Here is a 14,561-nt window from a genome sequence, read left to right on the forward strand (position 1 = left end):
AAATTTCTTTTTGATGTGAAAAAAATCACACATCTTAGCGAAATATGTGAAAAAAATGTGAAAAATTGAGGAGGAAATAAAAAATAGCCACCTCAATAGTCATTGAGATGGCCACTTATTGGCTAGAATTAGAGTAATTTTTATTAAAATCTCTTATTTTTCAAGAAATTTTACTAATTGAAATTTAGACTTGAGCCTAATGGGGCATCCTCTGTTAATTAAAGAGAATGAAAAAGAGTGTTCATAAATGTTTGATGTATTAGCATAGGATATATCATTTGGAACAGTTCGATATTCTAGTACTCTATTCTTCTTCAATTGTTAAAAGAACTGTCAGCGGACCAACGTTTGGAATTGTAACAGGGAGTACAAATGCTTTTTCAAAGCCGTATAGCTTTGTGTTGCCAACCATCACTGTTGGCGGTGTGATATCAATTTCTAAGCTTTCTTGTCCTACGGTAGTACATAAATTCCCTGCAATCATATTTCCAAATTCTCCTGTAAAGGATTCCAACATTTCTCCTTCAAGAGGCATACCAAACATCGTATTACCGATGCCACTAAATATTTCAGGAGAGGAATCAATGATTACACGGCCCTTTAAATCTCCTATTAAACCAATTAAAACACCCATTTGCTGTTGTTGAAATGGTTCAGAAATAATACTAGGCGTTTTTACCTCTATATCCATAGGTAAGATCGATTTTAAAGCGTGAATTGTCCCGTTTAAAATAGTTTGAAAGTACTTCGAATTACTCATCATTACCGCATCCTTTTTCCGACTTTTCTACATCTTACCATGTTAAATGGGTAAGATGAAAGTATGTCTTGACGAATTAATGGGAATTTTATATCATATTAATGAGAATGATTTTCAAAATCAATAAATAGACGTTTAAGTCTTTTCGAATACAAATATTTATATTAAAAAGGAGCGGTCAGTATGACATTCGTATTTATTGGTGCAGCAGTGGTTATCTATATTGGAGTGGGAACACACGTCATGAAACAGACGACTGCACATTTAAAATAAGAGGATATCAATTTTTATACAGGTAGAGCATGGTCCGAGTAACTTTGGATCATGCTTTTTTTTGAATAATAGTTATCTTGAATACTTTCATTGTAATAAAAGAAAAGAGTTGTTTGTCTTTTCTGGAATATAATATAAATTAGAATTGTTTTTTTTGTAGAATTAAACAAAACAGTAGATCAATACAATATAGTAAGTGATGGATTCCCTTAATCAGGTAATCATTCAGGTTATAGTATCAGCACCTGTAAATAAAAAAATGGATGGACAATCAAGTTCACGGAGCCCTCTATAATCAAAGTGCTAATGATCAAAAAAAGGCGACAGCTATTGCCAATGCAATATATGATGTAAATCCAGCGTATATTTTATATTGTTTGGCTGGTAGTGAGATGGCTAAAATCGCCAAAGAAAAAGGCTTACATGTATATGAGGAAGTTTTTTCGGATCGTAAATACAATGATGATGGTACGTTAGTAAGTAGACTACAATCAAATGCATTGATTCAAACAGAAGAAGAGATGCTTGTACATGTCAAAGGTATTTTGACATCGAATGCGGTGATGGCAGTGCAGCAAAAGAAAATCAAAATTTCCGCGCAAACACTATGTATACACGGAGACGGCCCACATGCATTGGACTATGCCAAAAAAATTATGTGTTTAGATGTCAAATAGAAAAAATAGAAAAGTAAAATGGATGCCCTAAAATATTTTAAGGCACCCATTTTTTTATTTATATGAAGTTTATTCTTTTACTCATAAAACAAAGTATCTCTGATTCGAATAACAATATACTCTCTATCTAATTTGCTTAAGGCGATTAAAGTGTAGTCACTAATTCAACAGCCTCAACAATAATTGGTGTTCCAGCGGATATAGCACCTGTAACGGTATTAAACGTTAAATCCGTTGCAGAAACTGAATAAGAATCACCTTCCTGAAGCACCCCATTTATATATAAATTATAGTATCCGTTTGTTACGATTGGAAAAGTAGTTGCAGCAGTACCGTTATCTTTCAAAAAGGAAGTAGCAGCAACCTTTGTACCATTAGTGATCGTTAAGGGTGTAGCTAAAACATTGAAAAATCTCGCCGAAGTACCTGTAACATTTACATGAATATTAATTATAGAAAGTGCCACTTATTTTCACCCCCTTTCAGGTTTGTTTCTTACTTTGTAGAAAATCCTAATGATTCTATGATGATTGGAGTACCTCTATAAATTGTTGAATTATCTGGACTTAAGGTTAACGAGGTTGGAGTTAAGGTGTAAATTCCACCTTCCTGCATTACGGCATTGATATAAAGATTAACGTAGCCATTAGGATTAAAAATCTTAAATTCAGTTACTGGGTCCCCATCATCATCCCAAAATTGGCTAGCAGCTAGAGTCGCCCCATTAGTTAAATTAATATCTGATGTAGCAATATAGAAATATCTATATATAGTAGGAATAATATTTCCAGTAGGTTCAATGACTGGGGGAGGGTCTACCGAAGGAATGGTACTAGCTTTTATACGTGGCCAAATAAACCGATCTTCACACCCACATTCACATTCTTGCTCGATTTTTCGGTGATTCCTAAAGTTCACCATATTTTTATCACTCCATTTAATTATTGTTTCCCCCAGTTAGCTTTGTGCTTATATTTTTCACTATTATTAGTATTGCAATCACACATCAAACTTTTTTAAAACTTAATTTGCCTTACCTTAAAATATGAAGAAAATTATTATTTGCTTAGTTGTGCAACCATTTTGGAATAGAAATTAGTAGTTTTTTAGAAAAATAATGATCATAACGTGGGGTTGATTTCCGTTCCGACTGGGCGCTTTGTTGTTGCTGTCGCTACGCTTTCGCACAGAGCAAAGCTTCCTGGGGGCGTCAGATGAACCGCTTCACTCGCGTTGCTCGCTCCAGGGTCTCGGGCCAACACGATGTTGGTCACGAAGGCGTTATCACAGGACGTGATGGTTTTAGCCTTCGTTCCTATATTGCTGATCCCCAAGGAGTCGCCCAGTCTCCACTACAATCAACTAATATACACAACATAGGGTTTAACAAACATCATTCCCTATTGATAAGAAGCCAGCATATAGCTTTGTTTTTTTTGATTAAACAGGACGATATGGATGAATATGGCGTCTAAAACCCTGATATATATGCTTTTTTAAGTAAATTAGTGTTATACTTTGTTTGTCGAATAAGGTAGAATACTAAATATGAACAATTATCTTCATTCAGAAAAACTCCCACCTCTGAAGATGGTGAGAGGAATGCGGATGTGGTTCCTTCTCAGTGGGTATCCAAACACCACTGAAATAGAGGAACTCAGTCTAAGAACGCCACGTCCTGTGGCAACGACTGAGTGACCAACATCGTGTTGCTGACGCTACGTTAGCACTGCGCTTTCGCACAGAAAACATTTGTTGGCCTAAAGCCTCCGGCGGATGTCACGGATTTTTAAAGTAGTGAATTGTGCCCGCACAATTCAAAATCCGGACGCATTGTTTATCTGTAGCGAAAGCAAAGCGACAGCTACAATTACGCCAAGGCAAAATTGATTAAAAATAAAGGGGTTACTGGTTTTATGAAAGATTTTGAACAACAGCTGGAGGCGCTATTAAAGCAAGCCTCGTTACAATACATAATTTATCAGCATAATGGTGATACAGAGCGTATGGATAAGACATCACTTTTTGCACGTAAAATACAGCAAAAAGAATATGTTATTGGCTTTGCTGGCCATTTCTCTGCTGGTAAGTCGAGTATGATTAACGCGCTATCAGGTGAAGATTTACTTGCGGCAAGTCCTATTCCAACGAGTGCCAATATCGTCAAAGTCCATAAATCAGACGAAGATTTTGCGATTGTCCATATGCACAATGAAAAGCCGGTAAAATTTGAAGCAGGCTATGATTTTAAAACAGTTAAAGAGCTTAGTAAAAATGGTGAGCTAGTATCGCAAATTGAAATCGGTCATAGCACATCGACATTACCACTAGGCGTTACTGTTATGGATACGCCAGGTGTCGACTCGACAGATGATGCACACCGTATGTCAACAGAGTCAGCCCTTCATATTGCTGATATCGTATTTTATACAATGGACTACAATCACGTGCAATCAGAATTGAATTTTCAATTTACAAAGCAATTAATGAAATACAATCCAAACGTTTATTTAATCGTTAACATGATTGATAAGCATAATGAAAATGAATTAAGCTTTGAGGAATTTAAAACAACAGTTCACAATTCCTTTGCAGCTTGGGGCGTAGTACCTAAGGGCGTATTTTTCACTTCATTAAGAGAGCCTGAGCACCCTAATAACGATTTTGAAGTCGTAAAGAAAATCGTTATGGATAGTATGAATGATTGGCAGGATCAACTTGTACAGACTGCATCAAATACGCTGCGTTTATTACAAAGTGAGCATGACAATTATTTAACGGAAGAAAGACAAGATCGTTTAGACATTGATGAAGATGTATTAAGTGCCGATGACTGGGCAAACCATAAAGATATTTTAGAGCAGTATAATAAGTTAAATCGTCAAGTTGAATTGTTCTCAGTTGAGGCATGGAATGAAACGTTTGAAGATCAACGTAAAGAACTTCTTGCGAATGCAGCCATTATGCCAGCAGATTTACGCGATAAATTACGTCTGTATTTAGAAAGTCAGCAGGATGGTTTCAAGGTAGGTGGCCTGTTTACCGCTAAGAAAAAAACAGAGGAAGAGCGTAACCGCCGCAAAGAGGATGTCTATAGCGCCTATCAAAATGTTGTGCATGCACAGATTACAGGACATTTAAAAGGGTTAATGAAAAAGGTGATAAAGGATGTAGGTGCATTAAATGAAGAACGTGCTACAGCTATTGATGACTACGCCTTTGAATTACCATTCTCACTTATTGAGCAGCAAATACAAGTTGGTGCACTTTTAACGGGAGATGCTGTGTTGAATTTTGCCAACCGTGTGGCAGAAGCGACTAAACGTTACTATATCCAAGAAACAGATAATTGGAAGGATGAACAAGCAACAACTTTAGAAGCGGTAGCTACTGAAACAGCTGCTCCATCTAAATTAAAAATGGCAGGGATGCAAGAGAAAGTTGATGCCATTCATGCAGTGCTTGAAATCGAGGGCTATCAGCAATATAGTGCAAGTATTATGCACCAGGCAAGCAATGAAATACGTCAACTAGCAAATCAACAGCTTACAAATTGGAATCATGCCTTTAAGCAAGATTTAGCAGATATTCGATTGTTTGATGAATCGATGTTAAAGCCAAAAGAGGTAGCGTTACAACAGGAAGAGTCACAGCAAGCAGTTAGTGCAACAAGCCTTCCTATTGAAGGTGTAGTTAAGCGTGCACTTCATACGGCAAACTCGGTAAAAGATGTACAAGGTTTTGCGGAAGTAGCAACTTACTTAGAAAATAAAGTAGAACGATTACAGAAAAAGGATTTCACAATCGCGCTTTTCGGTGCATTTAGTGCAGGAAAATCCTCGTTCTCTAATGCGTTAATGGGTGCCAAAGTTTTACCTGTATCACCAAACCCTACAACAGCGGCTATTAATAAAATTCGTCCTGTGACACCAGAGCATCCGCATGAAACAGCAGATGTACTGTTAAAAACAGCTGACCAAATGCTAGAGGATATTCAAGCTTCATACGCAGCAGTTGGTTTATCAGTATCTTCTTTAGAAGAAGCATTTAGTCGTGCAGATGAGGGACTTGCGGTACAGCTATCGGACGAACGCTTAAATGTGCATAAATCATTTATTCGTGCATATAAAGAAGGATTCCCAACATTTAAGTCTGAGCTTGGAAAAGTATTACGAGTTAACCGTGAAGAATTCGAAAAATTTGTTGCGCAGGAAAATAAATCATGCTTTGTCGATAATATTGATTTCTATTATGATAGTCCGTTAACACGGATGGGTGTGACACTTGTTGACACACCAGGAGCAGATTCTATTAATGCACGTCATACAGGTGTTGCGTTTGAATATATTCGTAATGCGGATGCAATCTTGTTTATTACTTATTATAATCATGCTTTTGCTAAAGCTGACCGCGAGTTTTTAATCCAGCTAGGGCGTGTGAAGGATGCTTTCGAACTTGATAAGATGTTCTTTATCGTCAATGCGATTGATTTAGCGACAACAGAAGAAGAGCAGGAAGATGTAAAAGGCTATGTACGTTCAGAATTACAACGCTTTGGCATTCGCTTCCCTCGACTTTACGGTGTGTCGAGCTTATTGGCTTTAAAGGAAAAAGTAGAGGGTGCTGATTTAACATCAGGTATGCCACCTTTCGAAGATGCCTTCCACACATTCTTAAATGACGAATTAAGTGCATTGGCTGTCCAGGCACTTGCAGAGGAAGTCGATAAAACGGAGCAACGTTTAGGTGACTTAATTGCGCAGACAGAAGATAACTTAAAGCGTAAGGATGAGCGTTTAGAGGAATTAACAACTCTTGAACAGCATATAAAATCGAAGTACAATTCGCTTAATACAAGTATGTTAGAAAGTGAAACGAAGCAAGAGCTTGATGAATTACTGTATTATGTTCTTCAGCGTGTGTATTATCGTTACCCAGAGTTCTTTAAGGAAGGCTACAATCCGTCAACATTTGCAGCAATGCCGGCTCAACAAGCATTAGAGCATGCTTTAAAAGAAGTAATGCAAAGTTTACGCTTTGACTTTACACAAGAAATGCGTGTAACAAACTTCCGTTTATCACAATTTATTAGTAAAAAAATGCAACTGCGCTTTAAAGATGAAGTACGTGAGCTAAAAGAATTAAACCGTAGCTTCTCATTCTTAGCGTTTGATTCTTCTGAGCCTGATTTACTTGATTTTGAAGGACCATTTACAGATATCGCGAAATATTCGGGTGTGAAATCACATTTCCGTAATCAGAAAGCATTCTTTGAGAAGAATGAAAAAGTGAAACTAAGTGAGGCGCTTGAGGTATTAACAAAACCAGATGCCCAAAATTATTTAGATTCACAGAAAGTATCTCTCATGGCATGGGCTATTACCTATATTGCTGAGGAAGCAGAAAAATTACGTCTGCATATTTTCCATCAGGCACTTGAACAAATTGCAACAGAAAGACTTGCGCTTCAGGAAGAAAGTCGTTTAGCTTCTTGGAAAGCTATTTACGCTCAATTACAATACGCATGAGGTGATTCATTTGGGAAAAGTATTCAAATCAGTTGAGGAAATTCAGTTAGATGGAGTCCGTTTCTTAGATGCCCGCTTTGATTTACAAAAAAAAGAAGCAGGCAATAAAGTATTTGAAGAGGGGCATGCACCAGGAGCGATTTATATCGATCTAGAGCAAGATCTATCAGATATGGGGTCTAGCCATGGTCGTCATCCTATGCCAAATAAGGAAAAGCTATCGGCAGTATTTCAAGGGTTAGGATTAAGCTATGAGGATCAAATTGTCATTTACGATCAAGGGGCTGCGCCATTTGCACCACGTGCTTGGTGGATGCTGACATATGCGGGCTTTCCAAATGTAGTGATTGTGAATGGTGGTGCACCTGCTCTCGAGGAAAAAATATCTTTCACAAAAGACATTATAAAATATCCACCGACTACGATTGAATTTGTTTGGCGAGATGAACTATATGCTCCACGTGAAGCAGTTAAAGCCATTGTAGATGGAGAAGTCAATGCGACATTGCTAGATGCACGTGCCGCAGCTCGCTACCGTGGTGACGTGGAGCCTCTTGATATGGTAGCTGGGCATATTCCAACAGCGAAAAACTTTGACTGGGAGCAATTAAAGTCAGATGGCCGTCTGCAAGCAAATGATGCATTACGCAGCAAGGTTGCTCAAGACGAGCATGTTGTTGTGTATTGTGGAAGCGGTGTTACAGCATCACCATTGTATGCAGTGTTAGCAGATGAAGGTTATGAAAATATTCAACTGTATGTAGGTAGCTTTAGTGACTGGATTACAGAATATGATGTAGAAAAAGGAACAAATGAATAAATGATTGAGGAAGAAACGCTCACTTTGGTGGGCGTTTTTTTACTTTTATTGGAGTGGAAAGGCTAGCATTGTTGAAGCGACGGAAAGCATGGTCAGAGCGACGGATAGAGCAGTGGAAGCGACGGAAAGCATGGTCAAAGCGACGGATAGAATAGTGGAAGCGACGGAAAGCAGTCGAAGCGACGGATAGAGTGGCAGAAGCGATGGAAAGCATGGTCAGAGCGACGGATAGAATAGTCGAAGCGACGGAAAGCGGACGAAGTGACGGATAGAGTGGCAGAAGCGACGGAAAGTATGGTCAGAGCGACGGAAAGAATAGTCGAAGCGACGGAAAGCAGAGCCAAGGTGACGGATAGAGAAGCCAAAGTCGTGGATAGCCCCGCCCAAATCGTGGATAGAACCGTCAAAATGATGGATAGCCCCGCCCAAATCGTGGATAGAACCGTCAAAATGATGGATAGCCCCGCCAAAATCCGCCAGAGCGAAGAATGATGAAACAATATATGTGGATTGTACTTTGCGTTACCACAAGCTGGACTTTTCTAATGAATATAGAATACGATGCGATGATCTCTCTATTAATAATTGGAGCTGTTTTGATATTAATCGTCAATTTACGTTTACTTTTCCATTTGCGTAGCTTGAAAAAGGTTATTAAATCAACGATGCATGTTGTGATGTATTCATAAAATGACTCGCGATTCATTTTGTGCTACACTCTTTTTACAAAGGGGGGAAAAGGATGTTTAAACGAGAGAAAAGTATAGAGATTCAACAAAATCGTGATGTGCAATGTGCTCACGGTAAAGTGGCAGTTCAGGGGATAGGAATGAGTGTCTATAGTTTTTTTGTGGATGGATTACTAATTGATGCAGGCTCATATTCACTTTCGCAAGAGTTCCAATCCTTTTTTAATGAAATACCGATTGAACAATTGGCGCTCACTCATTCTCATGAGGATCACTCAGGAAATGCAGCATGGATTCAGCAACATAAAGGTGTACCTATCTATATTCATCATGATTCGGTAAGTCTTTGTGCAAAGGATGGAGAGTATCCTTTTTATCGCCAGGCATTATGGGGTGAGCGACCGGCGTTTAATGCTCAACCATTTGGCGATACATTGCAAACGAAATCAGCTGCATGGGATGTTATAGACACACCAGGGCATACGACAGATCATCTATCATTTTACAATCGAGAAACAGGTGCTATGTTTACAGGTGATTTGTATATACAGACGAAAACTAAGGTTGTCCTTGATGAAGAAAATATCGTACATACCTTGGCGTCTTTGAAAAAAATATTAAACTATGATTTCGAGGTAGTATATTGCTGTCATGCTGGCTTTCTAGCGGATGGTCGAGTGAAAATACAAGAAAAAATTGCTTATTTAGAAGAAATGGAGAGCAATATAAGGCAATTATTTGATAAAGGTTATTCGGTAGAAGAAATGACAAAATCAATCTTTTCTCGTGATTACCCGATTACAAAAGTATCAGGGGAACAGTGGTCTTCCAAGCATATTATCACCGCTTTTATCAATCAATTTACGCAAGAGTCCTTAAAATAAGGGCTCTTTTTTGCTTTGAAATCGAGGAATGCAGAAAGTAAAAAAAGAATACTTGAAGAACCATAATAAAAAACTTTGTGAAAAAATGTGAAGAAAATGTGACGGAAGTAGATGAAATAATGGATACGCTTACATTCGTTTGTGAAAAATTTCTCATTTACACAAGAAAAATACTATGTGAAAAGTTGAGCAGGCTTAATGGCGGTATTTGTACATTTTTTATAAAGCAAATTGATATGAATATTATATTAAAATAATTGATTGTGAAGTTAATAACAAAACGAAGAAGTGATTTAAAAGATAATAAATGGCGCTATTTCGTAGAAAATTTTAAATTGACAGAAAATTCATTGACTTTACTTTCACAAAGTATTATGATTCTGGAATATATAATAATTCAAAAGAAAAGGATGGGATTGAATGGATATTATGAAAAAGGCTTTAGAAATGCACGAGTATTATAGCGGGAAATTAGAGGTGATTTCTAAAGTACCTGTGCAAGATTCATATGATCTAAGTCTGGCATATTCGCCAGGGGTAGCTGCGCCTTGTATAGAGATTGAAAGAAATCCATCACTTGTTTACGACTATACAATGAAAGGAAACATGGTAGCGGTTGTTTCGGATGGTACGGCGGTATTAGGGCTAGGGGATATTGGTCCGAAGGCAGCATTACCAGTAATGGAGGGGAAGGCTATTTTATTAAAGCGTTTTGCCAATGTTGATGCTTTTCCTATTTGTTTAGATACGAAGAATACGGATGAAATCGTCAGCATTGTGAAGGCGCTTGCTCCCACTTTTGGTGCTGTAAATTTAGAAGATATTTCAGCGCCAAGATGCTTTGAAATTGAAGATCGTCTGCGCCAAGAATGTGATATTCCTGTATTCCATGATGATCAGCATGGAACGGCGATTGTAGTAGGTGCAGGGATGATTAATGCCAATCGTATTGTGAAGAAAGACGTGGCAACAATGAAGGTCGTAATTAATGGTGCAGGAGCAGCCGGTATTGCTATTTTGCGTATTCTTGTGCAAATGGGCTATAAAAATATTTATATGTGCGATACAAAAGGTCTCATTTATGAAGGGCGCGCTGAAGGTATGAATCCAATTAAAGAAACGGTGGCCCATTTAACAAATCCAGAAAAATTACATGGAACATTGGACGATGCCATTAAAGGTGCTGACGTCTTTATCGGCGTATCGGTTGCCAATTTATTAACAGAAGCACATATTGCTTCAATGAATGAGGATCCGGTCGTGTTTGCACTAGCAAATCCAAATCCTGAAATTACGTATGAAAATGCCAAAGCATGGGGTGTACGTATTATGGGGACAGGACGCTCCGATTATCCAAATCAAATTAACAATGTGCTTGCTTTCCCTGGTATTTTCCGCGGGGCATTGGATGTTCGAGCAACAGATATTAATGAGGCGATGAAAATAGCTGCAGTGGAAGCAATAGCCGCTCTTGTAAGTGATGAGGAATTAACGGAGGAATATATTGTACCTAAATCATTAGATGAGCGGGTTGTTGAAATTGTTTCGCAAGCTGTAAGTGGTGCAGCTGTTGAGTCAGGTGTGTCGGAGCTATTCCAACAAAATACAGTGCTTTCAGTTTAAAATGAAAAATCGTCCATACAGTGAATCTAAAAAATCTCCCACTCTCATAGAGAGAGGGGAGATTTTTTTACATCATAAAAATACCCAAAACGACAAAGAGAACAATAATCAGAATAATGATTAAGATAAAGAAAATAATGCTTGGAATTAAGAGTGTAAAGAAGGCCATCCAATTGGATATTTGATGTGCCTCTGCAATAACCCCTACAGTAATGACGATGGACCAAATTACAACCACAATGGTTAATAAAATTGCTAGCCAAAAAAACCATGGGTAAGGTCCAGCGAAGTCAGAATTCATTAAAGACTCAGGTGATGTAAATAACCAAATTAAATAAAAAGGAATAAGTACTGTAAATGGGATAGCAGTTAAACTTAGCCCTTTGAATAAGTGTGAGTACGTACCTGTTCCTTTAAAAAGTTTACCGAACAGCCAAGCGATTAGTGCAGAAAAAGCCGTACCAATTATCCCTGAAATCGGTGCTGCAATAACACAAAAAATCACGATAAACCAAGGAGACCAGTCTGACAAAAATGTACTATCAATAAGGTCTGAAAGTGTAACACCTAGATAACCAATTGACATGAGAAGAATCGCAAAACCTATTGATTTTTCTTCTATCATGTAACGGGTTGTTTGCTTTGGATGCAACCAAATAGACAAAAATGGATTAACCTTCAGCCTTTCTCGTGGTGTTTCATTAAAGTTATCCATCAAATTACCTCCAAAATAATAGTATAAATGCGTTAAGCGTATAATTAGTATACGAGTGATCCAATGAAAAGTTTCGAAAGAAAGAAAAAATGATCTTACTAACGAAAAAGAGCCGCAACAAAGCGACTCTTCTTGATTATTCGTATCTAGTCAGACGTGGCATATTAATAGAATGGATTTTTTATTCAGCTAACATAATTTTTTCAAGCTCTAATGGTTCTATGTATTGTTCGCCTTTGTAAGCGCGCATATTACCACCTGAAATTTCATCTATTAATAAAATTTCATTTGTTTTAGCATCGCGGCCAAACTCTAATTTAATATCATAAAGTGTTAACCCTTTTTTGTCAAGCTCTGCAGCAATAAATTTAGAAATTTCAATTGTACGTTGCTTTAAAATTTCGTATTCTTCGTGTGTTAACAGGTTTAACATGGCTAAAGCATCTTCAGAAATAGGAGGATCTAGTCGATCATCATCTTTGATGGTAACTTCTACGAAAGAATCTAAGTCTTGTCCTTCTTTCACGTAAGCACAATAGCGACGTAGGAAAGAGCCTACTGCCTTGAAGCGGCAAATGACCTCTAAGCCTTTACCGAAAACAGTTGCAGGCTTTACTGTCATTGTTGCATCGTTGAAGTTTGCATCAACATAGTGAGTAGGAACACCTTTTTCGTTTAGTTTTGAGTAGAAATAAGAAGTTAAACGAAGTCCAGCTAAACCAGCGCCGTCGATTGTTAATCCAACAGTATTAGCACCTGGGTCGAATACGCCATTTTCACCAGTTACATCATCTTTAAATTTTAATAAGTAATGACCATCTTCTAATTTGAACACATTTTTCGTTTTACCTGTATACAATAATTCCACAAAAAACCCTCCAATATTTCGTAGTACTTCATCATTATAACACGAATGTTTTAAATGTTTAATAATAAAAATGTTCGTTTTAAGCGATAATTGTTATGGTTTTTAACTTATTTTTTGATAAAAAATAAGATGATAACGAATGTTCATTATCATCTTAGGGTAGATTAAGAGGATTCTAAATTGTTATTAATAAACGCCTTCAGCTAGCATACCATCAGCAACTTTTATGAAACCAGCGATATTCGCGCCAACTACGAGATTCCCAGGGTAACCATATTTTTCAGCAGCCGCTTTACTGTCCGCGTAAATGTTTTTCATAATTTCATGTAATTTAGCATCTACTTTTTCAAATGACCAGAATACGCGACTAGAATCTTGCGCCATTTCAAGAGCAGATACAGCAACACCACCGGCATTAGCAGCTTTAGCAGGACCGAATAATACGCCCGCATTTAAGAATTCGTTAATTGCTTCAAGATCTGATGGCATGTTTGCACCTTCACCAATAGCTTTCACGCCGTTAGAAATTAAAGTACGAGCTGAATCACCATTAATTTCATTTTGAGTAGCACATGGAAGCGCGATGTCACAAGGGATCGTCCAGATACCAGTACAACCTTCTGTAAATGTAGCATTTGGACGATAGTTTAAGTAAGTGGAGATACGATCGCCTTTTACTTCTTTAATTTCTTTAATTGCATCAAGCTCTAAACCTTCTGGGTCGTAAATATAGCCTGAAGAGTCAGAACAAGCAACAACTTTTGCACCATAAGCTTGTGCTTTTTCAATTGCATATGTTGAAACGTTACCAGAGCCAGAAACTACAACTGTTTTACCCTCGAATGAATCGTTGGCATCTTTTAGCATTTCATTTACAAAATATACAGTACCATAACCAGTTGCCTCTTTACGGGCTAAAGAACCACCATATCCAGGAGTTTTACCAGTTAATACACCAGATTCGTTTGCTTTTGTTAAACGCTTATATTGGCCCCATAAATAGCCTACTTCACGAGCTCCAACACCGATATCACCTGCTGGAACATCGACATCTGGACCAATATGGCGGTATAATTCAGTCATGAATGCTTGACAGAAACGCATGATTTCTGAATCTGATTTACCTTTAGGATCGAAGTTTGAACCACCTTTACCACCACCGATTGGTTGGCCAGTTAAAGCATTTTTAAAGATTTGTTCAAAGCCTAAGAATTTGATAATTGATTCATTTACGGAAGGGTGGAAGCGAAGACCGCCTTTGTATGGCCCCATTACGTTGCTGTATTGAACACGGTAACCACGGTTTACTTGAACTTGATTGTTATCATCTTGCCAAGCTACACGGAAAGAAATGATACGATCTGGCTCAACGATACGAGATAAGATATTGGCTTTAATATATTCAGGGTGTTGTGCAAATACAGGCACTAATGAAATGAAAATTTCTTCAGCTGCTTGTAAGAACTCCGCTTGATAACTATTTTGTTGTTTTAGTTGCTCAAATACGCCATCAACGTATTCTTTTGCTAATTGTTCGTTGCTTACAGTTGTAGTTGTCATAGTAAAAAACCTCCAGTTATTTGATATTTGTATCGTATATCTATTTTTCGCACTATTCAATAAAATACTTTTTCCAACAGTCTTAAGTTTGTGAAAAATTGAACAAGTGAAGGGGAGAATTTGTTATATTGAAATAATAATTACGTGAATGATCTATCTAATTA

14 protein-coding genes are annotated in these 14,561 nt (G+C 37.6%); 8 read left to right on the forward strand and 6 right to left on the reverse strand.

Annotated elements, in window-relative coordinates:
* Positions 1 to 304: 304 nt before the first annotated feature.
* The gene (locus tag ABH968_RS08075; RefSeq protein WP_049666545.1) at positions 305 to 760 is read right to left on the reverse strand and encodes a chemotaxis protein CheX; all 456 of its coding nucleotides are present in this window, start codon (positions 758 to 760) and stop codon (positions 305 to 307) included.
* Positions 761 to 1,296: 536 nt separating this feature from the next.
* On the opposite strand from ABH968_RS08075, the gene ABH968_RS08080 reads away from it, so the two are divergent.
* Complete coding sequence (locus ABH968_RS08080) at positions 1,297 to 1,710, forward strand: LamB/YcsF family protein (RefSeq protein WP_370043509.1); 414 nt, start codon at positions 1,297 to 1,299, stop codon at positions 1,708 to 1,710.
* Between the two features lie 145 nt (positions 1,711 to 1,855).
* Here the strand turns inward: ABH968_RS08080 and ABH968_RS08085 are convergent, their stop codons facing one another.
* The gene (locus tag ABH968_RS08085; RefSeq protein WP_370043511.1) at positions 1,856 to 2,176 is read right to left on the reverse strand and encodes a DUF4183 domain-containing protein; all 321 of its coding nucleotides are present in this window, start codon (positions 2,174 to 2,176) and stop codon (positions 1,856 to 1,858) included.
* A 29-nt stretch (positions 2,177 to 2,205) separates the two neighbouring features.
* Positions 2,206 to 2,631: a DUF4183 domain-containing protein gene (locus tag ABH968_RS08090; RefSeq protein WP_370043512.1), complete on the reverse strand. Its 426-nt coding sequence runs from the start codon at positions 2,629 to 2,631 to the stop codon at positions 2,206 to 2,208.
* 293 nt (positions 2,632 to 2,924) lie between these two features.
* Here ABH968_RS08090 and ABH968_RS08095 point away from each other — a divergent pair, with 293 nt between their 5' ends.
* From ABH968_RS08095 to ABH968_RS08125, 7 genes are all read left to right on the forward strand, one after another.
* Positions 2,925 to 3,185 carry a hypothetical protein gene (locus ABH968_RS08095; RefSeq protein WP_370043513.1) on the forward strand — a complete coding sequence of 87 codons (261 nt, stop codon included), beginning with the start codon at positions 2,925 to 2,927 and terminating at the stop codon, positions 3,183 to 3,185.
* Between the two features lie 441 nt (positions 3,186 to 3,626).
* Positions 3,627 to 7,238: a dynamin family protein gene (locus ABH968_RS08100; protein WP_370043514.1), complete on the forward strand. Its 3,612-nt coding sequence runs from the start codon at positions 3,627 to 3,629 to the stop codon at positions 7,236 to 7,238.
* Positions 7,239 to 7,248: 10 nt separating this feature from the next.
* Entirely contained in the window at positions 7,249 to 8,058 is an 810-nt protein-coding gene (locus ABH968_RS08105) for a sulfurtransferase (protein ID WP_370043515.1), read from the forward strand.
* 273 nt (positions 8,059 to 8,331) lie between these two features.
* Positions 8,332 to 8,550 (forward strand): hypothetical protein, encoded by a 219-nt coding sequence (locus ABH968_RS08110; protein WP_370043516.1) that lies wholly within the window; start codon positions 8,332 to 8,334, stop codon positions 8,548 to 8,550.
* Positions 8,551 to 8,603: 53 nt separating this feature from the next.
* Positions 8,604 to 8,747 (forward strand): hypothetical protein, encoded by a 144-nt coding sequence (locus ABH968_RS08115; RefSeq protein ID WP_370043517.1) that lies wholly within the window; start codon positions 8,604 to 8,606, stop codon positions 8,745 to 8,747.
* Positions 8,748 to 8,800: 53 nt separating this feature from the next.
* A complete protein-coding gene (locus ABH968_RS08120) occupies positions 8,801 to 9,631 on the forward strand; it encodes an MBL fold metallo-hydrolase (RefSeq protein WP_370043518.1) in 831 nt (276 codons plus the stop codon).
* Positions 9,632 to 10,051: 420 nt separating this feature from the next.
* Complete coding sequence (locus ABH968_RS08125) at positions 10,052 to 11,254, forward strand: NAD(P)-dependent malic enzyme (RefSeq protein ID WP_370043519.1); 1,203 nt, start codon at positions 10,052 to 10,054, stop codon at positions 11,252 to 11,254.
* 67 nt (positions 11,255 to 11,321) lie between these two features.
* Here ABH968_RS08125 and ABH968_RS08130 read toward each other — a convergent pair whose 3' ends face one another.
* From ABH968_RS08130 to gdhA, 3 genes are all read right to left on the reverse strand, one after another.
* The gene (locus ABH968_RS08130) at positions 11,322 to 11,969 is read right to left on the reverse strand and encodes a YIP1 family protein (protein WP_370043520.1); all 648 of its coding nucleotides are present in this window, start codon (positions 11,967 to 11,969) and stop codon (positions 11,322 to 11,324) included.
* 181 nt (positions 11,970 to 12,150) lie between these two features.
* Complete coding sequence (locus tag ABH968_RS08135; RefSeq protein ID WP_370043521.1) at positions 12,151 to 12,837, reverse strand: phosphoribosylaminoimidazolesuccinocarboxamide synthase; 687 nt, start codon at positions 12,835 to 12,837, stop codon at positions 12,151 to 12,153.
* Positions 12,838 to 13,023: 186 nt separating this feature from the next.
* Positions 13,024 to 14,397, reverse strand: coding sequence for an NADP-specific glutamate dehydrogenase (gdhA, locus tag ABH968_RS08140; RefSeq protein WP_370043523.1), 1,374 nt, complete (start codon positions 14,395 to 14,397; stop codon positions 13,024 to 13,026).
* Between the last annotated feature and the right edge of the window lie 164 nt (positions 14,398 to 14,561).

Origin of the sequence: Lysinibacillus sp. RC79 (assembly GCF_041262405.1) — a bacterium.
Taxonomy (GTDB): Bacteria; Bacillota; Bacilli; order Bacillales_A; family Planococcaceae; genus Lysinibacillus.